This is a genomic window from Actinomyces timonensis (genome assembly GCF_040702965.1).
In the GTDB taxonomy this organism is placed as follows: domain Bacteria; phylum Actinomycetota; class Actinomycetes; order Actinomycetales; family Actinomycetaceae; genus Actinomyces; species Actinomyces timonensis_A.
The window spans coordinates 1,925,427-1,950,561 of record NZ_CP159989.1 but is presented as its reverse complement, the minus strand read 5'-3'; the positions used below and the strand labels follow the sequence as shown (position 1 = coordinate 1,950,561).

The window sequence follows — 25,135 nt, the reverse complement described above, 5'->3', positions numbered from 1 at the left end:
GGCCCTCAGTCGTGGCCGGACGCCCGCTGTGCGTGGCCCAGTGCTTCCCTCACCGGACCGTCCGGGCTGTCAGGCGCCTCGCGTACGGCACGGAGGATCCGCCGTCCCGACGCCGTGCTTTGAAGGATCGCCGCGTCACGCTCGCAGTGGCGCTTGAGAACGTTCCAGACGGCACCGACGTTGACGCCATTGCCCAGCTGCTTGTACGTCCTCGCTTCCGGCTGGCCGGCGAAGGAGAAGCCGTCTGGGAAGCCTTGCAGCCGAGCCGCCTCCCGAGGAGTCAGGCGACGACGACGAGGACCGATGATGCTTGTCTGCGTGATCGCGACGAGTGCGGGCACGTATGTCGGTGGCTTGGCACGCAGGCCCGACGGGCGGAAGTGCATGAGGCAGTCCCACAGGGAGCTGCTGTCCTGTGCCTGCCACTCGAAGCTTGCGGCGTGACGGGGGAAACTCGTGCACCCCCCACCGGCGCTCCCACTGGGGGATCCAGTGCGCGTGACGGGTGAAGAGCTCAGCGTTCTTCCTCAGGAAGCTGAGCTTCCAGGAGGGTGTCTCCTCGTGCGCGCCCGCTTCGACGTCGGCCTCGAAGGTCTCGATGTCCGCCCAGGCGTCCGCCCAGATCGGGAACCCGGGAAGCCTCGTGCCCGGCTCGTTGTGACGTCGGTACAGCTGAACCCACTCGTCCCAGGCGTTGATCCAGTGGGTCTGCGCCGCTGTGAGGTCGTAGCCGTCGACGTCGTCGTCGAGATAGTGCTCGATGCTCCACTCGACGGACTCGGTGCCGTAGTACTCCTTGGAACGAGTGACAGGCTGTGGCTCGGGCGCCCCGATGTGACGGGGGTCGTGGGACGCGGTGATGAAGACGCGCTCGCGAACCTGGGGACGTCCTCCCTGCTCGGGTCCGAGCTGGTGGGGTGAGAGGATCGCCGGCCGGTCGGCGACCTGATAGCCCTCCGTTCGCAGCGTGCTGACGATGACCTCCCACTCGTGGCGATGACGCGGGCCGGCGAGGTTGCGGACGTTCTCGAGCAGCAGCACGGTGGGGTGGTGCTGCTTCACGACCTGGAGGATGTTGAAGTAGAGAGTGCCGCGCGTCTCCTCCATACCCTTCTGCGCGCCAGACTTGGAGAAGGGCTGGCAGGGGAAGCCCGCGGCGAGGACGTCGTGGGCGCGGACCCTCGTGGCGTCCACCCCGTTCTCGCTGGCGTCGGCGGTGATGTCGCCGAGGGGGTCCATGCCCCAGTTCTGCTCGTACACGCGGGCGGCGTCCCTGTCGATCTCGACGGCGTAGACGCATCGGCCTCCCAAGCCGGACAGGGCGGCGTGGAAGCCGCCGATGCCGGCGAAGAGGTCGCTGTAGGTGAAGGCAGGATCGTGCTCCCTCGCCCGGGAGTAGGGGGTGCCCGTCATGGGGATAGCTAAACACACCTTCGACTTCAGGGGAACGACCGCTCGCGGCGGGCGGCGCCGCTCTGCAGGCGTCCCTGCCGGAACTCTGTGAGGACCCTCTGCTCGACAGCGGCCTCAAGGCCGTCTGCTCCCTCGAACACGTAGGTGTCGACGGTGACGGGAGTGAAGGCGGCCTTGAGTGTGCGGGACGTCGGTGTGCGTGCCGTGGTGCTGCCCCGCACAGCCCTGTGCCACGCGTCGAAGCTGGCGTCGGTGTCCGGCGCGGAGGACCCGGACAGGACGAGGAAACCGAGGGCTCCGGTCTGCTCGACGCACTGGAGGATCGAGTCCCGGTCGTTGACGGCCGGCGTGCGCACCGGGCCGGCGTGCCGGCGTGCGCTCCGGGCTGGCGAGACGGGCGCGGCGGCCTGGCTGTGCGGGTGCGCGGCGCCGCCTCTCCCGGGGTATCGACAGTCGGTCAGTGGTGGCGCAACGTCGATCAGTGGAGATGCTGACGCGATCAGTGGAGGAACTGACGCTGTCACTCTAGAAAGTGATGGCATCACTGACCTACAGTGACGCTATGGTTCGCGACGACCCCCTGCAGGCGCAGATCGATCGGCTCCGGCGCCTGCGCACGGATGACGAGTGGATTGAGGTCAAGGCTGCGGTCGGTGGACTACCCAAGAGCATCTGGGAGACCGTCTCGGCGTTCGCCAACACGGCCGGTGGTCTCATCGTCCTCGGCCTGGACGAGGCGAACGGTTTCTCTCCGGCTGACGGCTTCGACCTCGGCATGGTGGCGAACCAGCTCCGTGCCGGCTTGACCGAGGCGCCGGGGACGAGTCCCAAGGTCTCGCCCGTGCCCACGTTCGACATCAAGCACGACGAGGTCGATGGCTCACCGGTCCTCACGGTGAGCATCCAGCCGCTCCTCCCGGCCCCCCGATCGCAGATGCCGTGCTACGTCGTCGCGCGGGGTCTCCAGAACGGCAGCTTCAAGCGAGTTGGCGATGCCGACCAGCGCCTCACGCCCTACGAGACCTACCTCCTCAACAGCCGGTTCAGTGATGATCTCACCGACCGTGAGCCTGTCCGCGGAGCCGAGCTCACCGACCTCTCCGTCGACCTCGTCGATCGGACCATCGCGCGGCTGCGCTCCACCGGCTCGCGTGCCCTGGGGGGCTTGTCCCCGGACGATCGCGTGGGCGCCCTCAAGCGGATCAACGCCGCTACGGCTGACGGCCGGCCCACGCTCGCCGGCTACCTCGCACTCGGCATCTACCCCCAGCAGGAGCTCCCGCAGGTCGTCATCGACGTCACCGTCCACCCTGGCATCGTCAAGTCCCAGGACCCCGCGACCCGGTTCCTGGACCGGCGCATGTGTGACGGTCCTCTGCCGACCGCCATCCAGGACGCCGTCGCCACTGTCATGCGGAACCTCGGCACCGCCCGCGTCGTCGACGGGGCTCGGGGGCAGGACCTCCCGGAGATCCCCGAGGAGGTCGTCCGCGAGACCATCGCCAACGCAGCCATGCACCGGGACTACTCCACCTACGTTCGTGGGCAGCAGGTGGCGGTCGATGTCTATCCCGACAGGGTGGAGGTCAGCAACCCGGGAGGGTTCTACGGAGACCGGACCAAGGACAACGTCGCGGAGGGGTACTCGACGTCCCGGAACCCGAGCCTGGTGAAGCTGCTTCAGGTTGTCCCCATGCCCGACGGCGTGTCGACTGTCTGCGAGAACCAGGGCTCCGGAGTCGCCCTCATGGTGGACACGATGCGTAAGCGTGGACTCCCCGCCCCCGACTACTCGGCATCGTCCATCGACCACGTGGTTGTCAGGCTTGCTCGCTTCGGTCTCGTCAACCCGGAGACCGAGCAGTGGCTTGCAAGCCTGCCTGGGCGCACACAGGCGAGTCGGCACCAGGACATCGCCCTAGCCCTCGCGCGGAACAAGGGGAGCGTGGCCGTGTCGGACCTTCGCGCCAACCTCGGCCTCGACTCTGACGACTGTCGTGACGTCCTCGCTCACCTCGTCGCAGACGGCCTGCTCATCGGCGTCAACGACGGTCCCTACGTCCTGGCCGACCTTCGCCACACTGAGACGGCGACCGGCGCCGAGTGGGAGGTGCTCAACGCCCTTGACGCGGTCAGTCCTCGAAGTATCCAGGATCTTGTGGCAGCGACAGGCAAGACGCGTCACGCGCTGCGCCCCATCCTGCGAGACCTTGTGGACCGTGGGCTCATCACCCCGACCGCACCGCCGCAGAGCAAGAATCGCCGATATCTCCTGGGCTAGGTGTGCTGATCGGGCAGGTTGGTTGAAGGACTGCGATCCGGTTGTGTGAGTATGGGGAGGGCCTTACTGGTTGAGTGGGAGTCGCGACAGAACCGCTCAAGCCAGGAAGGCCCTCTCGCGTCCCACGCTAACGCAGCATTGACCCCGAGGCACCGTCTGATCATCGCCCGCCTGGTGGTCGGCAACGGCGTCCCGATCAGCGAGGCCGCCGCCCGCTTCCAGGTGTCCTGGCCGACCGTGAAGCGCTGGACCGACCGATACCGCGCCGGGGAGTCGATGCAGGACCGTTCATCACGACCACGCCACAGCCCGAGCAAGACACCTCAGCGGATCGTCAAACGGCGCGTGAGCCTTCGGCTCAGGTTGAGGGAACGACCCGTCCAGCTCGCCTCACGCCTGGGGCTGGCGCTTCGTGGGACACCGCCAGGGCGATCAAAACCGCGACAACCTCCCACCGATCACCCGGCTAACCAACATCCCCGATCAGTACACCTAGCGCAGCGGACCCGGACACCTTCTGAGCTATGGAACGAGTTTCACAGGCGGGGGGTGATTGGTGAGGCGGATTTCTTCACCTACTACGCTGGTAAGGACCGCGCGACCGGAATCGAGGTTGGGGCGGTGACTCGTCTGTGTAAGCCTCTGTCCCTGGCTGATGACTTGGGTGTGGCTCAGCCGCCGCAGAGTTTCCAGTACCTGGATGACGTCGAGTTCGCTAAGGTCCTTGCTGCAGCCTGACGCCATTGCTGGGGGGTGGTTGTTCTGCTGGTTCCCGGGTGACGACATGTGGTACACTATCTGCCGCACCAGGCGGCTGCTAACGAGCGCTACCGATCTATGTTCGGCTGCTCGATGGTGACAAGATTGGCATTGTAGTGTCGCCTGACGTGATATTGAGTGCAGTGTGGATGCGGCGGAAGTCGGACTCGCGGTCGCGGGTGCGGAAGGGGAGGGAATAGACATAGTTGACGCCGGAGCCTGGGTGGGTGTGGGTGCGCTCCGCTAGCGGCATGACGTCGTTCGAGTCCGGACGGCCGCGCTTGGCCCAGGCCTGACGCACGGGCGTGGGCACCTGGCGGCCATTGGCGTCATAGACGTAGGCGCCCTGGCCACGGCCATGGTCATAGTCGTAGAGCGCCGCGAACTGCGTGCGGTAGATCGTGCACAGATCCTCCACCGGCACACCCAGCATCATCGCCACCATGACATCGATCTCCGCCTGAGCGTTGCGACGATCCTCCGCACGACGCAACGGCACATCCGGCGTCCACACCGGCCCCACCCCACGCTCGTCATAACGCTCCAAGATGGGCGCATCATCGAGGAAGGACTCATCCCAGCACTCAGCCCACAGGTCCGCATAGGCCTCGGTCGCACAGTTGAGGCGCAGGCTGCGCAGGGTGACTTTGCGAGCCAATGAACTCTCAAGTGGAAGGGTCGGCAGCAGGTTGAAATCGTTGCCGCGGATGTCGTTGCGCGCACGGGAGCGAACCTGGAAGTCAGCGAGAAGAGAAGACGCCAGTCCGGCTACGATCGGTGTGGCGGCTAACGGTGCGGTATGGGGCATTGCGGCAGAGAAGACGGAGTCAACGTGCGCCGCGCCGGGAGGGATGATCGCCGGGATGAGGGTGCGCTCGCCGGTGTTGGCGGCCATGCGGCGCCACGCGATGCGGTAGTGGTCGCGGGCGGAGGACTCGCCCCAGTGGGTGTAGAGACGGTCGTAGTCGGCGCGCTCTCCAGCCGGCTTGTACTGCGTCACCGGCCGCGCACTCGCAGGAAGAACCTCGAGATCCGTCGAGGTCCAGTCCTTCTGGTTCTTCATCGTCTCGTTCGGGCTCTTGTACAGCGGTGTTGAGACATAGATGTGCGGACCCTGGAGGATCGCGTCCTCCCACGACGCCTCACCCCATTGCTGGACGAAGCGGCCCTTCTGACGGTCGATTGATTCATCCCAGCCGCGTGAGAACTCGAGCCCGAGGCTGCTGAGGCGCGGATGCGACGCCAGCGTGGACAGTGTGCGCGCGGCCGCCGAGTTGACGGTTGAGACCATGGGCGTCGAGCGCCAGTCCTCGGCCTCGGTCACCGCCTGCCAGGTCCGCAGCACCGACGCGTCCACCCGCTGGACACGGGCCGCGTGCGGGCGCAGGTCCCACGTGCCCGTGTGCGGATCCTTGAAGCCGGGCTCCTCACCACTGCCGTCGTGGAGGAGCGAGCGCAGGACAGTGTCGGGGTGGTAAAGCGAAGTCGCATGGGCGAACTGAGGGGTCCGATCCGCCCCGTAGACGTGGACCCCGTACGTCTTTTGGTTCTGGATGTCGAAGAGCTGGAGCTCGTTGATGAACTGCCAGTGCCGGCGCAGGTGCCGGTAGGCGGCAGCACGCAGCTCAGGCGTCTTGGCGTCCGTAATATGCGTCTCCATATGGATGAGGCTGGAGATGCCCCGCTCGGCTTGGTGCTCCCACACCTGGCACATAAAGGCCCGGTAAAGGTCGGGCTGGCCACTCAGAAGCGGATAGACGGTTGGGTCGCTCAGCAGCTCGGACTGGGCAATGACCTCCGCCGTGCCCTCGATGACCAGGTTTCGCACGCCGTCGCGGGCCACGGTGATGGGCATGCGCTCATTCTTGGCGGCGACCGAGGGCTTGCTTGTCAGGGTCCACCACGGGTCACCCTCTGACAGCAGGGCGCCAACATCGGTGCGTGGACGCACCCACGGCGGGTTACCCACCTGGAGGTCAAAGCCGCCTCGCGCGAAGACCGTGGCGAAGTCGAGCTCCCAGTGGAAGAAGCCCTGCTCGACTGCTGTTGAGCGCACCACCTCCAGCCAGCGGTTGCCCGGGTCGGAGCACACGGAGCCGACCGGGCGGGCGCCCGCGAAACTGAGCCTCGACGGCCTCCACATCCTCCAGCTGCGCCCAGGTCGAGGCCTCGGCCAGCGTCCCGTCCGTGCCCTTGGCGTCCTTGGGCGCCCGGCCCACAATCCCCTCCAAGGCGTTCAACCAGTGCTCCAGCGTCGGCGGGGACACATCCGTCGTCAGCGGCCAGAACCACAGGGCACACCACGCATCCATCACCAGGCGCAACCGCCGGTAGGCCGAGTCCTCATCAGCCAGGTAGGCCTCAATCTCCTCACGGCTCACCGTCGAACCCGCGGTCGGCGCCGCCACCCGGCCCCACAGGTCGATCCGCCGGGAGGCCTCAGCCTCCGCCACCCGCAGGCGCCGCAGGCTCAGCTCCCACAGCACCTCCACGCGCCGCGCCAGCGCCGTCAGCCGCCTGGCCTGCACCGGAGTCGGCGCCTTCGTCACCTCCCTACGCCAGGCCTTGAGCGCCCTCAGGCGCTCAGCGTCGACCAGGTCCCGCACCTGCTTCGGCACCTCCACCGCACTACCCCAGCCCTTAGCCGGCAGGAGGAAGTGGTGGACGCGATCCGACACGTCCACCGCCCCACCCAGGCGGCGCACGCCGTCGTCGGAATCCAGAACCTCAGCCACCGCGCGCAGAGGCTCGGCCACCGGCGCACTCCTCAGCCACGCCCCCTTCTTCAGCTGTGAGAGCGAGTACATGGCCCGCTTGGCGCCCACGAGCGAGTTGCCGCGCCGCAGGCGCAGACCGAACCACGGCGCCGCCAGACCCTCCACCATCGTCTCCAGCCACAGGGAGACCTCCGCCAGCTCCACCGCCGTCGCGTTGAGGTCCACCCCGTACACCTGGTGCAAGGCCAGGTACGCCTTGACCTTCGCCAGCTCGCGGGGACGCTCCTGCGGGTCCACCCGCTCACCCAGCTCACGTTCCCGGCGCGACAGGTACTGCTCCGCCAGCTGGCGCACCGCCTCGATCGCGAAGGCCCCCGAGCCCAGCGCCGGCTCGCACACCGTCAGGCCCAGCACCTCCTCGGCGCTCGTCGTCCGCCCACCACAGTCCAACAGCTCGGCCAGCGCCTGCTGCACCGTGAACCGGGTGAGCACCTCCGGGGTGTAGAAGGAAGCCGAACGCTGCCGGTCCCGGCCCGAGAGCCGGAAGACGAACTCGCCCGCCTCATAGGTCACGTTCCGGCGCTCCCCGGTGGCCTCGTCAACCGTCGTCACGAAGTCCCGCGCCTGAAGGCCCTCCATGACATCGTGCGGCACCACCCACGAGCCCTTCGAGGCATCCCCACCGGGGGCCACCTCCCACAGGCGCTCGGTGGCGAAGGAACCCGTGTAGCTCATGAGCCCCTCATAGACCGCGCCCAGCTGGTTGATGCCCAGCTCCACGTAGGAGATGAAGCCGCGCCCGGTCTTGCCGCCCTCCTTCGTCAGCAGCAGGCTGCGCAGGACCCGCAGCATCGCCGCATTGCCCAGCTTCACCTCGTCGATGAGCGCCGTCGCCACCGGGCGGAACAAGTCCGCGCGCATCGGCTGGAACACCAGGCCGTCAACCGGCTGTCCGGCCTCACCGGCCTCACCGCCCGCCGCCGGGGCGCGGTGCCCCTTGTCCACCAGGGAGAACAGCAGGCGCAAGGACTCATAGATGTGCGTGCCCGACTGAGAGGACTCCTCATGCAGCTCACGCAGGCACAACTCGCGCAGACGCTCCAGGCCGTAACCGGCGTCGTACTCCGCGGCCCCCACCGGCAGCACACCCAGCTCCGGGCTCGCCTCCGCGTACAGCAGGAAGATGATCCGGTAGATGAACCGCAGCGACTGAAGCGCCAGCGGCTGCGCCTGCGACTGGGGGAGCGGCGCCAGACCCGCCGCCGCGCGACGGCGCACCACCTCGTTCGCGATCACCTCGATCGAGGAGCGCACCCCCTCGCGCAGGTCCTTCGAGACCCCCACCGTGTGCGCCGTCGACTCCGCCAGCGTCACCGTCCACCACGTCTCACCCTCCGGGCCGGGCACGAGGGAGGCCGCCTCCAGGCAGGCCAGGGCCCGCTCCACCTCGCCGCCGCGCCGCACGTCATGGCGCTCGACGACCAGCTGGACATCCACCGCCAGCCACCGGCCCTCCGGCCAGCGCTCCTTCTCCGCGACCAGTGCCCACCGGCCCGCCAGGACCAGGGCGAAAGCCGGGCCGTGCTCGTGCGTCATGAGCGTCGACAGCGCCCGGGACACCGACTCCACCGGCTCAGCGCCCTCCACGGGCGGGGCGGCCGGCTCCTCCAGGTCCACCGGCTCCCACGGCTCCGCCAGGCTCAGGCCGTCCTTGACCAGCAGGTCCTCCACCGCGCAGACCGGGCGCGCCCGCAGCAGGGCCAGTGGGGCCGGGCCCTCATCACCCACAGGGCGCACCAGCGTCACCGGCCCGCGCTCGGTCAGCCGGTACTCGGCCGAGGCAAAACCCAGGACCTCGCGCAGCAGCGTGTCCAGCTCGGCGCAGGCCTGAAGGCCAGCGGCGGTCAGGGCCAGCGGCCCGCCCACCGCACCGCCGTCGGACCCACCACCGTCGGCCGCGGGAAGCGCCGCCAGCAGCTCGACCAGCCGGGGCCGGGCAGCGCGCACACGCGTACGCGGCGTCGGCGCGGGCACCGCCCCGTCGGCCGGCTTCTCCATCTCCTCCCACTGCTTGCGACGCTCCAGCACCCGCGCCAGGAAGGAGCCCTTGGCGGCGTCGGTGGTGAAGTAGTGCTCACTGATCCAGTCCTCGCCCACAACGAGCGCGTCCGATGCCGCCATCAGCGGTCTCCTTCCTCAGCGGCCTGCCGCGGTACGACGACGAGCAGCGGCCGGATGAGCGTATGGGCGGGCGAGTGCTGCGCGATGAGCGCACGCTCCTGGCCCACCGTGCGCCGCTGAGAGCGCAGCTGGCGGTTCTGCAGGAGCCGGCCGGCGTCGTCATCCCATGAGTCCACTCGCGCCGCCCAGGCGCTCACCCGCCGCTCGGCGTCCGCCGTGGCCGCATCAACCACCATCCTCATTGGGGCGTGGGCCGCACCCACCGCCGGGGCGACAAGCGCGGTCAGCAGGTCCAGATCCGCGGGCGCGCCCGGGTTCGTCTGCCCCGGCCCGACCCCGACCTCAGCGACCATGGCCGCCGGCGAGTCGTGCACCGTGGGGATGGGAACGCGTGGTGATCACGCGCCCTGCCGCCACATCCGCGCGGGCCGCCTCCACGTCCAGGCAGGGGAAGGCGACGCTCGCGCTGACCATCGACACCGTCCGCCCTGCCCGGTTCGTCAGCGTTCCCAGGAGCAGGACGGTCGGCGCGTTCACCTTGCCGTGGACGGCGAAGACCGAGGAGCGTCCCAGGCGCGCCAGCACCCGGTCACCGGCCCACTCCAGCACCGGGTGCAAGGGTCCCAGGTAGTGGGCCTCCGGCCAGGAGGAGTCCGAGTCGTCTCGCAGCGCCTGAGCCAGCAGCTGCGCGCCCTTGCGGGCCGTGGTCGCCAGTAGCAGGCGATCGCGCACCCGGCGCTCCTGCAAATAGGACTGTGGCAGGACCGCCAGGCGGGCGCGCAGCCCCGGCGGGGGCACGAGCTCGGCCACGTGCTCGACGCCGTGCTCACGCCAGGACACCCCGCCCCCGCCCGTCACCGGGTCGGCCTTCTCCTCCGGGCGCTCATAGAGCTCGGTCAGGGCCTGGCGCAGGTAATCCACCTGCGAGGCGTACAAGGGGTCCTGCTCGGATGCAGGCTGCGTCGAGGGCACCGCTGACGCGGCCGTGGACGCGGGGGAGGGCGGGACGCCGGCCGCCGGGGTGGTGCTGGTGGGTGGGGTGGTGCTGGCCGCCGGGGTGGTGCTGGAAGGCCGGGCCTCGCCGTCGGCAGGCACCGCCCCCGTCAGGCGCGCGAACAGGGCAGCCATCGGGTCGCGCTCCAGAGCCACATCCACATCCGGCACGACCGCATCGATATCCGTGCCCGCCGCCAGCGCCTCACGGATCGCCTTCTCCTCCTTCTCACCGGAGTACAAGCCCATGAGGGACGCAGCGTCCCCCAGCGCCCGGTGCGCCTGGTCCTCCTTGACCATCAGGCGGGTGAGCACCCGCACATCACCGGAGAATCCCGGGTCCGCAGGGCTGAGCAGCAAAGTCGTGATCTGGGGAGAGACCTCCTGGCCGTAACGGTCGATCCGGCCATTGCGCTGCTCGATCCGGATGAGTGACCACGGAATGTCGTAGTGGATGAGCTCATGGCACTGGGCGTGCAGGTTGACACCCTCCGAGGCCACATCACCGGTCACCAGGACGCGCACCGGCGTGTGCGACTGGCGGAAGGCCTCGACGATCTCCTGCTGCTCGACGTCCGACAAGCCACCGTGCATGATCCGCACCGCCTCGGCAGGCAGCCCCAGGTCCTCACGCAGGTGCTCCGCCAGCCAGCCTAAGGTCGCCACCCGCTCGGCAAAGACCACGACACGCTCAGGTGAGCGGCGCCCGATGCCGATCCGTGCCAGCTCCTCCAACAGCGCCCGGTACTTGCCCGAGTCCGTCGTGTTGGCCTGCACAGCCAGCTCGCGCAGCCGGGCCAGGGCCCGCACCTGCTCCGAGGAGGCCAGCGCCTCCTGGTTCGCAGCGCGGGTGCGGCGCCGCGCCATGCGCTCATCAATCGTCTGGATGAGAGCCGCCGGGGAGGACAGGAAGGCCTTGGCCAGCGTCCACGAGAACAGGGCCTCCCCGCCCCTGCCCGTGCCGGGGACCATGCCGGGCGCCGCGGCGCCGTCGGGCCGGTGCAGCCAGGAGCGTGACAGCTCCGCCGCCACCGCCTCCTCCGCCGCCGACGGCTCCACCAACCGGTTGACCGGGGCCAGCCGCTCCTTCCACCGGCCACCCACGACGTCACGCACCTGCGGGGAATGACGGTGGCGACGAATGACCAGGCGACGCACGGCCTCCTCATCCAAAGTGCCGTCCGGGCGCACCGCCGTCGGCTCCAGCAGCCGGATGAGCTCGGCGAAGGACCGTGGGTCGCCGTTGTGCGGGGTCGCGGAGGCCAGGATGAGGGCGTCCGTCTGACGCGCCAGCACGTCAGCCAGACGGTTGTTGAGCGTGCCCCGGTTCGTCACGTTGTGCGACTCGTCGATGACGACGGCGTCCCAGTGCTGGCGGCGCAGGTGGTTGAGGTAGCGGTCGGACTTGAGCGTGTCGATCGAGATGATCGCGCGGTGGTAGACGGAGAACGGGTTGCGGGTGGCCGGCACCGAGCGCCGCACCCGCTGGATGCCCAGCGAGTCCAGGCGCACGAAGGGCAGGGCGAAACGCGACCACATCTCGTGCTGCATCTGCTCCAGCACATGGCGCGGGGTGACGATGAGGATGCGCTGCCCACGGCCCCGGCGCACCAGCTCGGCCAGGATCATGCCGATCTCCAGGGTCTTGCCCAGCCCGACGGCGTCGGCCAGCAGGATCCGGGGGCGCAGGTTCGCCGGGTCCAGGGCCTGACGGACCGCGGCGAGCTGATAGGGCAGAGGATCGGCCAGCATGCCGCCCACCACCGCCAGCTCCGTGGAGAGCGCGGGCAGCGGGGACTTACGCAGCGTCGCCTCCAACCACAGGCGCGACAGGCGGTAGCCGGGCGACGGGTCCGCCACCACGCGGGTGTGGCGCGGGTCCACCGGGGTGATGCGGTCCAGGCCAGCGCTGAACTGGGCGGTCGTGTCCTGCACCAGCTCGGACAGGCCCTGGACGGTGACGAGCATTCCGTCGGCGTTGTGAGAGACCTGGGTGACCAGCCACTCCTCATCGCGCACGCGCACCACCGAGCCAGGGGAGACGTCAAGGGAGCCGGAGGTGGTGCCTGGGGAACCGGATGGGGGAGGGGCGGGTATGGCCGTGGTCACGGACGTGATCCTACGAGCCAACGACGACGAGCCCCACCTCGTGCACGCGCACCACACCGAGACCTTCCTCCTGCCTGACTGACGGAGGACGCCTCGGCCAAGGAGTACCGTAAGACGTCCTCGAGGCACCTAGTTGTATGAGGCCATGACGTTGGTGATGCGGGCGTGGACTCGGGTGGTTGGTCGTGGCAGGTGGCGTGGGGCCGATGGTAGCTGTAGCGGTGGACGTGCTGGTGGCGGGAGGCCGGGCAGGCCACGGTGCGGCGGACGTCCTTGACCCGGTAGCTCACCCCGTTGTCGGCGACCACCCGCACCAGCCACTCGATGCCGTCAGCGGCGAGGAATGCCCTGGCGGGGTCGGCCGGGGCGTCCAGGCACAGCCTCACCCCCGCTCCTTAGAGCTCCTCGGGGTACTTCCCAGGTGCTGGCATGGTCCTCATCCTTCCGTGGGATCAGACCCTCCACCACACCTGGAGCGATCCACTCTGGGGTCCGCCAGGGCTCGCGGGGTGGTGACCATCCCTTACGACAGGCCGATGCGCGAGCAGTGGCTGCGCCCGGACCGCCTGGCCCCGGCCACACACGACCTCTGGCTGCACCCCGCTGCGGCCGTGGCCCGGGGCGTATGAGGCAGCCCGCCCCACGGGTAGACTCGATCAACAGACAGACAATGGGAGACGAGGCATCATGACGCAGGTTCCGGTGGCGCCCACGCACCTGAGCGCGGAGGCAATGAGGGCTCGCATGCTCGCCCGCGCGGCTGCGAACCTGGCAGGTCATGCTGTGGAGGACGAGGACAGCCTCGAGCTGCTGGACCGCGTGGCCTCAGGGCAGGTCAGTGGCGATGAGGCCGTTGCGCTGTTCCGCCGTCGCGCCCTGGCCCGGTGAGCCGGCCCTTGTCCTGGGAGGACTACTTCATCCCGGGCACCCAGGTCCTGCGCAACCTGCTCGTCTCACCCGGCAAGCCCTATGGGGAGACCGACCCCGCCATCCTGCGTGACTTCGAGGAGAAGGTCACCGAGGTGCGCATGACCGAACTTGCCTCCTCGCCGGTTGACGGCGCTTTCGACTACGAGCACATGAAGGCCATCCACCGCCGCATTTTCCAGGACGTCTACGAGTGGGAGGGTCAGGAGCGAACCGCCCCGGTGGGTCGGTTCATGGTCAAGGACGGCCACGCCTACTACCCGGCAGGCCCCGCGCTGACGGCGGCGGCCGAGACCGAGTATCGCCGCCTCGCGGGCAAGAACCTCCTACGAGGTCTGGAGACCGGCGACTTCGTGCGCGAGCTGGCCGAGTCATGGGGTGAGATCAACGTGATCCACTCCTTCCGCGAGGGCAACACTCGCAGCCAGTTCATCTTCTTCTCCCAGCTGTGTGAGCACGCCGGCTATGTCCTCGAGGCGGACCGGTTCGCGCCGGGCCAGGCACTGCGTGACGAGTTCGTGGCCGCGCGCTTCCGTTCCCAGGGCACGGGATCGAACGCCGACCTGGCGCAGGTGCTGGCCAAGGCGGTGCGGCCCGCGCCGCTGACCCACCAGCAGGTCCTCGACGACCTGGTCACGAGGACGGCGCGAGCGCGCCGCCAACCGCAGGGCGCCCGTCGGTCGGGGCGTCCGCGCCGTCGGCCTCGCGCGTGAGGAGACGGCTTCTCAGGAGTCTTGAAGAACGCCGTCCTCCTCGGACCGGACGTGAGCGTGGTAACCCACATCCTGCCCAGGAAGCCTTCACCCACCCAACCCGTACACAACCTCCCGAAGAAGTACACCTAGTTGTTGTGGGTCTTGGCGTTGTGGACGCTGGGGGTGCGTAGGGGGCGGCGGGGTCTGCCTGTCAGGATGGGTGGTGCTCAGTCACTGTCCGTCCCAGAGAGAACCCGCCGCCCGTATGACACACCGTAAGGCCCCATTGACCCCGGAGGGTCGCTACCGGCTCGCCAAGCGCGTCGAGTCCGGGCGCCCTATCGCCTACGTCGCCGCCGAGGCCGGCATCGCCCGGTTCCCGGGGCGCATGATCCACGTGGATGTCAAGAAGGTCGGACCCGTCCCGCCCGGCGGCGGCTGGAGAGCTCACGGCAGAGGCTCGGCCAAGGCCAGGGCCTCCAAGCGTGGCGCCGGCGCGCGCGTGGGCTGCACCCATATCCACACCGCCATCGACGGCTTCTCCCGCCTGACCTACACCAAGGCCCTCGACGACGAGAAGGCGTCGACCACCATCGCCTTCTTCTGCCGCGCCCGAGCCTTCTTCGCCGCCCACGGCACTGAGCGTCTCGTGCGGGTGTTCACCGACAACACGGCGAGCCACAGGGCCAAGAACTTCCACCGCACGGTGCTGGCGCACGCGCTGCGGCATCAGAGGACGCGCCCCTACACGCCGAGGCCGGGCGGCGAGGTAGAGCACTACCACTGGATCCTGGCCGAGGAGTGCCTCTACGCCCGCGACTACACCTCAGAACAGTATCGCCGCCAGGCCATCGCCGTGTTCAACCATCACTACAACGTCCAGCCCGCGTAGGCGGGGGTTGAGCGCTGCGAGTCGGCCCGCGCAGCGTGAGTGCCCACGGTGGCGTCAGCGGTGCGTTCCGCACTGAGCGGTGCCGTTCGCGCCCACTGGTGCGTCCTGCCCGCACCAGTGGGTGCGAACAGCGCTGCTCGGTGGGAGCGGCATCAGTCGGCGCGGCCCCCGTCTCATGCCGTCGCCTGGGGCCGCCGCCAGCGGCGCCGCCCGCCCCCGCCCCTGGTCGCGCGGCGTGAGCAGGCAGAATATGCCGCGCGCGGGCGAGGCCTTTATCCTTTCGTCATGCGGCATGGCGCGGGGAATAGGCGAAGGTCGGGGTGGTGGCAGATCGCCCCCTCCTGCGCGCTCGTGCTCAGCGGGGCCGCGATGGTCGGCGGCTACGCGCAGGCCCACGACGGCGTCGCCCTGCCCGGCACCACCATCGCGGGGCAAGACGTCAGCGGCCTCGACCGCGACCAGATCGTCGGCCTCGTCTCCGCCCGCTTCAACGAGGCCCAGGTGACCATCCGCGTCGGGGACAGCAGCCAGACGGCCACCTTCGCCCAGGCCGGGGTCGTCCTCGACGCCGACGCCACCGCCAGGGCCGCCGTCGCCGGCGCGGGCTCCTTCGGCCCCACCCTGCGATCGATCATCGGGCCCCGCGAGGTCATCCCCGCGGTCACCCTCGATGAGGCGGCCTTCGCCGGCTTCCTCGCCTCCTCCCAGGCCCTCGCCGGCACCGCGCCCGTCCCCGCGCGCATCCAGCTCAGCGCCGACGGGACCGCTTTCGAGGTCGTCCCCGACTCCTCCGGAACCGGTGTCGACGGCGCCGCCATCCGCGCCTCCCTGACCACCTCTGCCCGCTCGCTGAGCGGCGGCGAGATCGCCGTGGCCGCGGCCCCCCAGAAGGCCCCGACCACCACCTCCCACGCCCAGACCGCCGTCACCGAGGCCAACGCGCTCATCTCCAGCGTCGTCACCCTTACCGGGGCCGGCTCCTCCTGGACTGCGACATCGGCTGAGAAGGCCTCCTGGGTCACCACCATCGCCACCGATCAGGGGATGACGGCCCAGGTCGACCCCGCCAAGGTCCGCGCCTGGGTGGACGCCCGCACCGCCGAGGTGGACAGGGCACCGGTCCATGAGATCACCAATGTCGACGCCGCCGGCAACGACCTCGGCCTGGCCCGCCCCGGCCGGCCCGGCACGCGCACCACCAACGCCCAGCAGATCGCCGACGGCATCGTCTCCGCCCTGAGCGCCGGGACCGACTACTCCGGGGCCCTCGCCTTAGAGCCCGTCGCCCCCTCCGCCCGGACCCGCACCGTCCCCTCGGGCCCCGAGCGCTTCGCCTACCAGGCCGCTGATAGTGAGAAATGGGTCGATGTCAACCTCACCGACGACACGATGACCGCCTATGTCGGCACCACCGTCGTCCACGGCCCCGTGAGCATCAACCACGGTGAGGAGTCCGGCGAGTGGGCCACCAAGCTCGGCACCCACCACGTCTACCTCAAGAACGAGTCCCAGGACCTCGGCTGCGCCCCCGACTTCCCCTACTGCCAGAAGGGAGTCCCCTGGATCGCCTACTGGGATGGCAACTTCGCCATCCACGGCGCCCCCTGGGCCGCCGAGTTCGGCTACGGCTCCGGTCGGACCAGCCACGGCTGCGTCAACGCCCCCGTGGAGGAGGCCCACTGGTTCTACGACTTCGTCGAGATCGGCACCACGGTCGTCACCCACGAATGAGTCCCGCCGCCGTCGGCGGGCGGGCCGCGGTCGGCGGGCGGGCCCCGGTCGGCGGGCGGGCCGCCGCCGGTTGTGCCCAGCGCCATAGGCGGGGGCTCCCGGCTGTTTTCACCGCTCAGCGGCGAGTGCCATAGGATGGCCGGGATTGACGCCATCCATGGGCGTCCGCCGGACGACGGCGCACCTGCAACCCAGCATTCGGAGTAGATCCCCCGTGAAGAGCACTGTCGAGAACCTAGACCCCGCGCGCATCAAGCTGACCGTGGAGGTCCCCTACGAGGAGCTCAAGCCCAGCCTCGACGCCGCCTACAAGGAGATCGGCTCGCAGGTCCAGGTCCCCGGCTTCCGCCGCGGCCACGTCCCCCCTCGCGTCATCGACCAGCGCGTCGGCCGCGCCTCCGTCATCCAGGAGGCCGTCAACAACGAGCTGCCCAACCGCTACCGCGACGCCATCGCAGAGTCCGGCCGCGTGCCGCTGCTCCAGCCCGAGGTTGAGGTCACTGAGCTGCCCAACGTCACCGGGGCCAACGGCGGCCAGCTCGCCTTCACCGCCGAGGTCACTGTGCGCCCCGAGTTCGACCTTCCCGAGCTGGACGGCGTCGAGCTCACCTTCGACGCCGTCGAGGTGGGCGAGGAGGACGTCGACTCCGAGCTCGACTCCCTGCGCGCCCGCTTCGGCTCGCTGAAGTCCGTGGGCCGCAAGGCCAAGACCGGCGACTTCGTCACCATCGACCTCAAGGCCGTCATCGACGGCGAGGAGGTCGACTCCGTCTCTGGCGTCTCCTACGAGATCGGCAAGGGCAACATGCTCAAGGGCCTGGACACGGCCCTGCGCGGCCTCAAGGCCGAGGAGTCCGCCACCTTCACCACCGAGCTCGCCGGTGGCGAGCACGCTGGCGAGCAGGCCGAGGTCACCGTCACCGCCACCGCCGTCAAGCAGCGCGAGCTGCCCGAGGCTGACGACGAGTTCGCCCAGATGGCCTCCGAGTTCGACACCATCGCCGAGCTGCGCGAGGACCTCGCCAAGCAGGCCACCGACCGCAAGACCGCCGACCAGGCCGTCGCCGCCCGCGACGCCCTCCTCGACCTGCTGCGCGACAAGATCGACTTCGAGGTCCCCCAGGCCGTCATCGACAACGAGGTCTCCCAGCACCTGGCCGCCGAGGGCAAGGAGGGAGACGAGGAGCACGCCGCCGAGATCCGCGACGACGTCACCAGCGGCGTGCGCGACCAGATCATCCTCGACGTCCTCGCCGAGACCCTCGACGTGCGCGTCGACCAGAGCGAGCTCCTGGACTTCCTCTTCCAGACCGCCCAGCAGTACGGCATGGAGCCCGGCCAGTTCATGCAGGGCGCCCAGCAGGCCGGCCAGATCCCGGCCTTCGTCTCCGAGCTCGCCCGCAACAAGTCCCTCGCCCTGGCCCTGCGCCAGGTGACCGTCAAGGACTCGGCGGGCAAGGAGCTCGACCTCAGCGAGTTCATCGGCTCCGATGAGGCCGACGCCGCCGCCATCGTCGACGAGGTCCAGCGCGTCGCCACCCCGGCCGACGGCGATGGGAAGGCCGGCTCGGCCGCCTCCGGCTCCTCGCCGTCCAGCCCGTCATCGGCCTCCTCTGCCAGCGCCCCGAGCGCCGAGTGAGCCGTCGGGCCCGGGCCATCTGAGCGCGGGGGCGCCCCCATCCGAGGAGACGGATGGGGGCGCCCCTCTCATCACGGGGAGTCTCGCCGGCGCGGTCACTCCTCGTCGACGTCGACCATGACCAGCTGCATGCGGCAGGCGGTGACGGCCGTGAGGGCATGGCGGTCGCCCGGGGCGAGGTAGACGACGTCGCCCGCCGCCAGGCGCTCGGTCCGCCCGCCGATGGAGAAGTCCATCTCCCCCTCGAGCAGGGTGACGACCACCGCCTTGGGGGAGGCGTGCTCGGTGAGCAGCTGGCCGGCGTCGAAGGTGAAGATCACGGTGCGCAGGACGTCGTTGTTGACGACGACCCGCGACGTCGTGGCCTCCTCGCTCACGGGAAGGGCCTCATTGAGACCCAGGCGGAACAGGGACTCGGTGACGGGTGTGGTGGGCATGGTGGGTGCTCCTCTCGCGGTTGGGCATCGGCGGATGAGTGGATGGACGGGCGGATGGGAGCGCGCCGGGCCGCCGTGGCGGTCCCGGCTCACCCTCGGGCGGGGGCGGGCTTGCGCGCGACGATGCTGACGGCGCTCAGCATCTCGCCCTGCGCTCGGAAAGTCTCGCGCATCGCCCTGACGCGATCCAGGGCGCCGGGAGTGCGGCGCACGGCGCGCCAGAAGCGGAGGGCCCCGAGAACCCCCTCGTCCTCGATGAGGCGGCGGGGCTCGAGCAGGCGCATCGGGGCCGTCCCGGTCCACACGACCTCCAGCCCGGCCCCCGTCAGGAGGGCGCGCCACTCCTCCTCGGGCAGCGGCCTGGCCCCCACCTTGATGATCCGGGACAGGCGCTTGCGGGCGGCCTCCCTCTCCTCCTCGCCGCGATCGGCGCGCAGGGCGAGCTCGTGGATCGCGTACTGGCCCCCGGGGGCCAGGAGCCTGGCGACCTCGGCGATGATCGCCCTCTTGCCCTCCTCCGACTGCATGGTCAGCATCGCCTCGCCGATGACGAGATCGGCCTCGCCTGCGGGGAGCCCCGTGTCGGCGGCATCGGCGACGACGTAGTCGGCTCGCGAGTGCCCCGCGAGGACAGCGGCGACCTGCTCGCGGCCCTCCGGGTTGGGATCGACGGCCCGGTAGGAGGCGGGGGAGGAGCCCAGGAGGAGCTCGGCGGTGCGGCCGACACCCGGCCCCAGCTCGACGATGCGCTGCCCCGGGCCGATGTCGACGGCCTTGAGGAGGCGGCGGGTGAGCTCGATGCCGCCGGGGCGCAGCACCCGCTTGCCGAGCTTGGCGAGCAGCCAGTGCCCCTGCATGCGCGAGGCCTCCGGCCCCCGGCGCTGGCCGTGGCCCGCAGAGGCGCTCACCCCCTCGCCCCGGGATGGGCGATGCTCCGCCTCCATGATTAATTCCTGTCGCAGTCGAGAGAAATATGGATGAGGGCAGACTAACCTGATCCCCGGGCCTGCGCTACCCCTGCGGTGAGGGGGCGGCCACCCGGCGGACCCTGTGCCGTGAGCGAAAAGGCCACGGGGGCGGGCATGGCGCTCAGCCGCCTCGCGCTAGCGTTGACACACCGACACGAGAGGACAGACGTGAGCGAGTTCCACACGCGCCCCGGCGCAGCCGCCGCACCCAGTGCCCACGAGGGCCAGGGCGCCGGGCTGGGCCTGACCGACTCCATCTACAACAGGCTCCTCAAGGAGCGCATCATCTGGCTGGGATCGGAGGTGCGCGATGACAACGCCAACGCCATCTGCGCCCAGATGCTGCTGCTGGCCGCCGAGGACCCCGAGCGCGACATCTACCTCTACATCAACAGCCCCGGCGGCTCCGTCACCGCCGGCATGGCCATCTACGACACCATGCAGTACGTCCAGCCCGACGTCGTCACCGTGGCCACCGGCATGGCGGCCTCCATGGGCCAGTTCCTGCTCAGCGCGGGCGCCAAGGGCAAGCGCTACCTCACCCCGCACGCCCGGGTCCTCATGCACCAGCCCTCCGGGGGCGCCGGCGGATCCGCCACGGACATCCGTATCAACGCCGACCTCATCATCAAGATGAAGCAGGAGCTCGCTGAGATCACGGCCGCCAACACCGGCCACTCCGTCGAGGAGATCATCGCCGACTCGGACCGCGACCACTGGTTCAGCGCGCCCGAGGCCCTCGAGTACGGCTTCGTCGACCACATCGTGCGCTCCAGCCGGGAGATCGGCCAGCAGAACGGGGAGAACTGATATGAGCACTCGTCCCTACTTCGAGGCCGTCGCGCGCCAGATGGGCCCCGCCGGCGCGGTCGGCGCCGCCGCCATGCCGCGGTCCCGCTACGTGCTGCCCCAGTTCGAGGAGCGCACCGCCTACGGCTTCAAGCGCCAGGACCCCTACGCCAAGCTCTTCGAGGACCGCATCGTCTTCATGGGCGTCCAGGTGGACGACGCCTCCGCCGATGACATCATGGCCCAGCTCCTCGTCCTGGAGTCCCAGGACCCCGATGGGCTCATTACCATGTACATCAACAGCCCTGGCGGCTCCTTCACGGCCCTGACCGCCATCTACGACACGATGCAGTACATCAAGCCGCAGGTGCAGACCGTCTGCCTGGGCCAGGCCGCCTCCGCCGCCGCCGTGCTGCTGGCCGCGGGCAGCCCGGGCAAGCGCCTGGCCCTGCCCAACGCCCGCGTGCTCATCCATCAGCCCGCCATGGAGGGCGTGCACGGCCAGGCCAGCGATATCGAGATCGTCGCCGACGAGATCGACCGCATGCGCGCCTGGCTGGAGGACACCCTGGCCGCGCACACCGGCCGGGACCGCGACCAGATCCACAGGGATCTGGAGCGCGACAAGATCCTCACCGCTGCCGCGGCCCTCGAGTACGGGATCGTCGACCAGGTGCTCAGCCCTCGCAAGGCCGCGCCCTCCCCGCACTCCTCCTGACGTCTCGTGGCGCCCGAGCGGCGCCATCCGCCCCGACTGGTGCCGATTCCACCCAGTGGTGCGTCCTCCCCGCACCAGTGGGCGTGGATGGCCCCAGTCGGGGTGGCGCGCTCCGCTCGGCGCGGATGGCACCGCTCGGGGATGGCGCGCGCCCGCCGTCGCGCCGCGCGGCGCCCGCCACCGGGTGGGTGATCGCTCAGGGGCTCGCCGGGCCCGGCCCTCGCGCCAGGACGCTCGACCTAATAGGCTGGCGGCACCCCGTTCCCTGATTCCAGCGGCGCTCCCCGCGTCGCCTGGGGGCGGACCCGACGACACAAGGGGGACACGTGCCACGCAATGCTGAGAGCGTCGACCTGCTCAAGTGCTCCTTCTGCGGCAAGAGCCAGAAGCAGGTCAAGAAGCTCATCGCCGGCCCCGGGGTCTACATCTGCGACGAGTGCATCGAGTTGTGCAACGAGATCGTCGACGAGGAGCTCGGCTCCGGATCCGTCGGCGTACCCCTCGAGCTGCCCAAGCCGCAGGAGATCTTCGACTTCCTCAACGGCTACGTCATCGGCCAGGAGGGCGCCAAGCGGGCCATGAGCGTGGCCGTCTACAACCACTACAAGCGCGTCCAGGTGCGCGAGCGCGCCGTCGCCGAGGGCGACGGCCTGGAGCTCGGCAAGTCCAACATCCTCCTGCTCGGCCCCACCGGCACCGGCAAGACGCATCTCGCCCGCACGCTGGCCAAGCTCCTGGACGTCCCCTTCTCCATCGTCGACGCCACCGCGCTCACCGAGGCCGGCTACGTGGGCGAGGACGTGGAGAACATCCTCCTCAAGCTCATCCAGGCCGCCGACGGCGACATCAAGCGCGCCGAGAAGGGCATCATCTACATCGACGAGATCGACAAGATCGGCCGCAAGGCCGAGAACCCCTCGATCACCCGCGACGTCTCCGGCGAGGGCGTCCAGCAGGCCCTCCTGAAGATCATCGAGGGCACCACCGCCTCCGTCCCCCCGGGTGGCGGGCGTAAGCACCCCCACCAGGAGTATCTCGAGATCGATACGACGAACATCCTGTTCATCGCCGCCGGCGCCTTCGCCGGCATCGAGGAGATCGTACGCGCCCGCCAGCGCAAGGAGACCGGCGCCCAGCTCGTCGGCTTCGGCGCGACGCTGGCCAAGGACCAGGCCAAGGACGTCTTCACCTCCCCGGTGCGCCCCGAGGACCTGCACACCTTCGGCCTCATCCCCGAGTTCATCGGCCGCCTGCCCGTCATCGCCACCGTGCAGGACCTCGGCGTCCCCGAGCTCGTGCGCGTCATGACCGAGCCCAAGAACGCCCTCGTCTCCCAGTACCAGTACCTCTTCGGGCTCGACGGCGTCGAGCTCGTCTTCACCGACGAGGCCATCGAGGCCATCGCCGCCAAGGCCCTGGAGCGCAAGACCGGCGCGAGGGGCCTGACCTCCATCGTCGAGGAGGTCCTGGGCGAGGCCATGTTCGAGGTGCCCTCCATGCCCGAGGTCGGGTGCGTCGTCGTCGACGCCGACGCCGTGCGCGGCACCGCCCGCCCCCGCTACGAGGCCGGTACCGGCTCGCTCAGCTCCACCCGCAAGGCCGAGCACGGCAGGAGCCGGACCGCATGAGCGCCTCCGAGGCCGTTGAGCGGGACATCCCCGGGGTGCCCGCCGCCCTCGCGCGCTACCGCGTCACCATCGACAACCTCGACGCCGCCCTCGTCCACCTCCTCGCCGAGCGCTTCCGCTGCACCCAGCAGGTCGGCGAGCTCAAGGCACGCCTCGACCTGCCGCCGTCGGACCCCGAGCGGGAGGCCCGCCAGATCGCCCGCCTGCGAGCGCTGGCCAAGGACTCCGGGCTCGACCCCGTCTTCGCGGAGAAGTTCTTCACCTTCATCGTCGCGGAGGTCATCCGCCACCACGAGGAGATCCGCGACGTGCTCTCCGAATGAGAGCCCCGGGCGGGGGCGCGAGGCCCCGGCCCGGATCAATCAGGCCACCGGCCTCCTGTAGAGCGCGTCGATCTCATCGGCGAAGCGCGCCAGGGCCTCCGCCCGGCGCACCTTGAGCGAGGGCGTGAGCAGGCCGTTGTCGATCGTGAAGTCACCCGGCAGCACCGTGAAGATCCGAATCGACTCCGCTCGGGACACGGCCTCATTGGCCCGGGCCACCGCCCGCTCCAGGGCCGCGCGCACGCGCGGATCGCTCACCGCCGACACGGGGTCGAGGTCCTCGATCCCGTGGGAGGCGAGCCACAGCGGCAGCATCTCCGCGTCCAGCGTCACCAGGGCGCCGATGCAGGGGCGGTTGTCGCCGACGACGAGAACCTGGCTGACCAGCGGATGGCCGCGCAGCCGGTCCTCCAGGACCGCCGGGGCCACGTTCTTGCCCCCGGCGGTGACGATGAGCTCCTTCTTGCGACCCGTGATGCGCAGCGAGCCGTCGGCCTCGAACGCGCCGATATCGCCCGTGCGCAGCCAGCCGTCGGCGGTGAGGGCCTCGGCCGTGGCCCCGGGGTTGGCGTGGTAGCCCCGGAACAGGCCGATGCCGCGCACGAGGATCTCGCCGTCGTCGGCCAGGCGCAGCTCCGTGCCCGGCATGGGGCCGCCCACCGTGCCGATCCGCATGCTCGCCGGCAGGGTGACGGCGCAGGGCGCGGATGTCTCGGTGAGGCCGTAGCCCTCCAGGACGGTCACCCCCGCGCCCCGGTAGTAGTGGCCGAGCCGCTCCCCCAGAGGACCGCCGCCGCTGATGACGTGCGAGACCCTCCCGCCCAGCAGCGCGCGGAAGCTTGGAGAACACGAGACGGTCGAAGATCCTCATCTGCGCCCGCAGGCCGCGGCTGGGCCCCTCGGGGGTGTCCAGGGCGCGTGAGTAGGCGATCGCCGTCTTGGCGGCCAGGCGGAAGACCTTCTGCTTGTTGCCGGTCGAGCGCGCGTCCGCGGCGTTGTAGATCTTCTCGAAGACCCTCGGAACGGCGACGACGAAGGTGGGGGAGAAGGTCGCCAGGTCGTCCACGAGGTGCTTGACATCCGGGGCGTGGCCCATGACGCCGCGCTCGGAGCACACGATGGCGATCTCGATGAACCGCCCCAGCACATGGGCCAGGGGGAGGAACATGAGGGCGCGCACCTCGCCGGCGCCGAGGACCTCGGGAACGTGCTCGCAGGTGTTGACGCCCAACTGGAAGAGGTTACCGTGAGTGAGCTCCACCCCCTTGGGGCGCCCCGTGGTGCCCGAGGTGTAGACGATCGTCGCCAGGTCCGCGCTGGTGAGCGCGGAGGCGCGGGCGTCCAGCCCGGCGCGGTCCACGCCTTTGCCCGCGGTGATGAGATCCGTGATCGCGCCGCGCGACAGGCACATGACCCGCAGGTCCGCCAGGGCGGCCTGATCGGCGGCCCGCGAGCGGATCGTCTCGATCATCTGCTCCATGCCGGCGTTCTCGACGACCACCAGCCTCACGGAGGCGTCGGTGAGGATCCACTCGGCCTGCTCCGCTGAGGAGGTCTCATAGATCGGCACCACGACGAGGCCCGCCTCCCAGGCGGCGAAGTCCAGAAGGGTCCACTCGAAGCAGGTGTGGGACATGATCGCGATCATGTCCCCGGGGCGCAGGCCGAGCGCCATGAGCCCGGACGCCACCTCACGGACCTGGGCCTGGAACGCCGCCGCGCTCATGGGGACCCAGCGGCGCCCGACCGAGGGCTTGCGGGCGACGAGCGGGGCGGACGGCGAGCGGCGCACGCGCTCGGCCAGCGCCCACGGGGCCGTCATCCCGTCGTGGACGGGGACCGCCAGCGGGGTGGAGCGGGTGGTGCTGGCAGCGTGCTGCTGGAGATCCGCCGGCTCGGTGCCGGGGCGCGCGGGGCTCGTCATAGCCCCATCAT

General features: G+C 70.0%; 17 protein-coding genes and 4 pseudogenes. 11 read left to right on the top strand and 10 right to left on the bottom strand.

Translation table 11 applies throughout. The features are described 5' to 3' along the window. Positions 1-5: 5 nt before the first annotated feature. The 3 genes and pseudogenes from ABXS69_RS08455 to ABXS69_RS08445 all read right to left on the bottom strand — a co-directional run bounded on the left by ABXS69_RS08455 (position 6) and on the right by ABXS69_RS08445 (position 1,769). Positions 6-386, bottom strand: a complete 381-nt coding sequence (locus tag ABXS69_RS08455) for a DNA cytosine methyltransferase (RefSeq protein WP_366180243.1) — start codon at positions 384-386, stop codon at positions 6-8. 415 nt (positions 387-801) lie between these two features. After that, positions 802-1,413: pseudogene (gene dcm, locus ABXS69_RS08450) on the bottom strand (DNA (cytosine-5-)-methyltransferase); the annotation flags it as partial. Positions 1,414-1,439: 26 nt separating this feature from the next. Further along, on the bottom strand, positions 1,440-1,769 hold the full coding sequence (locus ABXS69_RS08445) for a hypothetical protein (RefSeq protein WP_366180242.1): 330 nt from the start codon (positions 1,767-1,769) through the stop codon (positions 1,440-1,442). A 206-nt stretch (positions 1,770-1,975) separates the two neighbouring features. Here ABXS69_RS08445 and ABXS69_RS08440 point away from each other — a divergent pair, with 206 nt between their 5' ends. Both ABXS69_RS08440 and ABXS69_RS08435 read left to right on the top strand, forming a co-directional pair. Continuing rightward, complete coding sequence (locus ABXS69_RS08440; RefSeq protein ID WP_366180241.1) at positions 1,976-3,694, top strand: ATP-binding protein; 1,719 nt, start codon at positions 1,976-1,978, stop codon at positions 3,692-3,694. Between the two features lie 66 nt (positions 3,695-3,760). Then, positions 3,761-4,102: pseudogene (locus ABXS69_RS08435) on the top strand (helix-turn-helix domain-containing protein); the annotation flags it as partial. Between the two features lie 427 nt (positions 4,103-4,529). Here the strand turns inward: ABXS69_RS08435 and ABXS69_RS08430 are convergent. The 4 genes from ABXS69_RS08430 to ABXS69_RS08415 all read right to left on the bottom strand — a co-directional run bounded on the left by ABXS69_RS08430 (position 4,530) and on the right by ABXS69_RS08415 (position 12,453). Beyond that, complete coding sequence (locus ABXS69_RS08430; protein ID WP_366180240.1) at positions 4,530-6,308, bottom strand: hypothetical protein; 1,779 nt, start codon at positions 6,306-6,308, stop codon at positions 4,530-4,532. 121 nt (positions 6,309-6,429) lie between these two features. Beyond that, a complete protein-coding gene (locus ABXS69_RS08425) occupies positions 6,430-9,351 on the bottom strand; it encodes a hypothetical protein (RefSeq protein ID WP_366180239.1) in 2,922 nt (973 codons plus the stop codon). Next, positions 9,351-9,725: a hypothetical protein gene (locus ABXS69_RS08420; protein WP_366180238.1), complete on the bottom strand. Its 375-nt coding sequence runs from the start codon at positions 9,723-9,725 to the stop codon at positions 9,351-9,353. The genes ABXS69_RS08425 and ABXS69_RS08420 overlap by 1 nt, the downstream gene beginning before the upstream one ends. After that, positions 9,694-12,453 carry a helicase-related protein gene (locus ABXS69_RS08415; RefSeq protein WP_366180237.1) on the bottom strand — a complete coding sequence of 920 codons (2,760 nt, stop codon included), beginning with the start codon at positions 12,451-12,453 and terminating at the stop codon, positions 9,694-9,696. The genes ABXS69_RS08420 and ABXS69_RS08415 overlap by 32 nt, the downstream gene beginning before the upstream one ends. 687 nt (positions 12,454-13,140) lie before the next feature. Here ABXS69_RS08415 and ABXS69_RS08410 point away from each other — a divergent pair. From ABXS69_RS08410 to tig, 5 genes and pseudogenes are all read left to right on the top strand, one after another. Next, positions 13,141-13,341 (top strand): hypothetical protein, encoded by a 201-nt coding sequence (locus ABXS69_RS08410; RefSeq protein WP_366180236.1) that lies wholly within the window; start codon positions 13,141-13,143, stop codon positions 13,339-13,341. After that, the gene (locus tag ABXS69_RS08405) at positions 13,338-14,093 is read left to right on the top strand and encodes a Fic family protein (RefSeq protein WP_366180235.1); all 756 of its coding nucleotides are present in this window, start codon (positions 13,338-13,340) and stop codon (positions 14,091-14,093) included. Before ABXS69_RS08410 ends, ABXS69_RS08405 begins: the two co-directional genes overlap by 4 nt. A gap of 247 nt (positions 14,094-14,340) precedes the next feature. Beyond that, positions 14,341-14,952, top strand: a pseudogene (locus tag ABXS69_RS08400) (IS481 family transposase); the annotation flags it as partial. A 300-nt stretch (positions 14,953-15,252) separates the two neighbouring features. Beyond that, the gene (locus ABXS69_RS08395) at positions 15,253-16,698 is read left to right on the top strand and encodes a L,D-transpeptidase (RefSeq protein WP_366180234.1); all 1,446 of its coding nucleotides are present in this window, start codon (positions 15,253-15,255) and stop codon (positions 16,696-16,698) included. Between the two features lie 214 nt (positions 16,699-16,912). After that, positions 16,913-18,337, top strand: coding sequence for a trigger factor (tig, locus tag ABXS69_RS08390; RefSeq protein ID WP_366180233.1), 1,425 nt, complete (start codon positions 16,913-16,915; stop codon positions 18,335-18,337). A gap of 95 nt (positions 18,338-18,432) precedes the next feature. Here tig and ABXS69_RS08385 read toward each other — a convergent pair whose 3' ends face one another. Continuing rightward, positions 18,433-18,774, bottom strand: coding sequence for a cupin domain-containing protein (locus ABXS69_RS08385; protein WP_366180232.1), 342 nt, complete (start codon positions 18,772-18,774; stop codon positions 18,433-18,435). An 89-nt stretch (positions 18,775-18,863) separates the two neighbouring features. Beyond that, positions 18,864-19,718 carry a class I SAM-dependent methyltransferase gene (locus ABXS69_RS08380; protein ID WP_366180231.1) on the bottom strand — a complete coding sequence of 285 codons (855 nt, stop codon included), beginning with the start codon at positions 19,716-19,718 and terminating at the stop codon, positions 18,864-18,866. Positions 19,719-19,910: 192 nt separating this feature from the next. Here ABXS69_RS08380 and ABXS69_RS08375 point away from each other — a divergent pair, with 192 nt between their 5' ends. The 4 genes from ABXS69_RS08375 (at position 19,911) to ABXS69_RS08360 (ending at position 23,200) form a co-directional block, all read left to right on the top strand. After that, positions 19,911-20,552 (top strand): ATP-dependent Clp protease proteolytic subunit, encoded by a 642-nt coding sequence (locus ABXS69_RS08375; RefSeq protein ID WP_366180230.1) that lies wholly within the window; start codon positions 19,911-19,913, stop codon positions 20,550-20,552. Between the two features lies 1 nt (position 20,553). Then, entirely contained in the window at positions 20,554-21,249 is a 696-nt protein-coding gene (locus ABXS69_RS08370) for an ATP-dependent Clp protease proteolytic subunit (protein WP_366180229.1), read from the top strand. Positions 21,250-21,575: 326 nt separating this feature from the next. Beyond that, positions 21,576-22,877, top strand: a complete 1,302-nt coding sequence (gene clpX / locus ABXS69_RS08365) for an ATP-dependent Clp protease ATP-binding subunit ClpX (protein ID WP_366180228.1) — start codon at positions 21,576-21,578, stop codon at positions 22,875-22,877. Then, positions 22,874-23,200 carry a chorismate mutase gene (locus ABXS69_RS08360; RefSeq protein ID WP_366180227.1) on the top strand — a complete coding sequence of 109 codons (327 nt, stop codon included), beginning with the start codon at positions 22,874-22,876 and terminating at the stop codon, positions 23,198-23,200. The genes clpX and ABXS69_RS08360 overlap by 4 nt, the downstream gene beginning before the upstream one ends. A gap of 39 nt (positions 23,201-23,239) precedes the next feature. On the opposite strand, the pseudogene ABXS69_RS08355 reads toward ABXS69_RS08360, so the two are convergent. Beyond that, positions 23,240-25,124: pseudogene (locus tag ABXS69_RS08355) on the bottom strand (long-chain fatty acid--CoA ligase). Positions 25,125-25,135: the final 11 nt, after the last annotated feature.

Coding starts and splice junctions, on each gene's coding strand:
- ABXS69_RS08360 (WP_366180227.1), top strand. CDS start 22,874: ATGAGCGCCTCCGAGGCCGTTGAGCGGGACATCCCCGGGGTGCCCGCC.
- ABXS69_RS08395 (WP_366180234.1), top strand. CDS start 15,253: ATGCGGCATGGCGCGGGGAATAGGCGAAGGTCGGGGTGGTGGCAGATC.
- ABXS69_RS08455 (WP_366180243.1), bottom strand. CDS start 386: ATGCACTTCCGCCCGTCGGGCCTGCGTGCCAAGCCACCGACATACGTG.
- ABXS69_RS08380 (WP_366180231.1), bottom strand. CDS start 19,718: ATGGAGGCGGAGCATCGCCCATCCCGGGGCGAGGGGGTGAGCGCCTCT.
- ABXS69_RS08425 (WP_366180239.1), bottom strand. CDS start 9,351: ATGGCGGCATCGGACGCGCTCGTTGTGGGCGAGGACTGGATCAGTGAG.
- ABXS69_RS08370 (WP_366180229.1), top strand. CDS start 20,554: ATGAGCACTCGTCCCTACTTCGAGGCCGTCGCGCGCCAGATGGGCCCC.
- ABXS69_RS08410 (WP_366180236.1), top strand. CDS start 13,141: ATGACGCAGGTTCCGGTGGCGCCCACGCACCTGAGCGCGGAGGCAATG.
- ABXS69_RS08385 (WP_366180232.1), bottom strand. CDS start 18,774: ATGCCCACCACACCCGTCACCGAGTCCCTGTTCCGCCTGGGTCTCAAT.
- ABXS69_RS08430 (WP_366180240.1), bottom strand. CDS start 6,308: ATGCCCATCACCGTGGCCCGCGACGGCGTGCGAAACCTGGTCATCGAG.
- ABXS69_RS08440 (WP_366180241.1), top strand. CDS start 1,976: ATGGTTCGCGACGACCCCCTGCAGGCGCAGATCGATCGGCTCCGGCGC.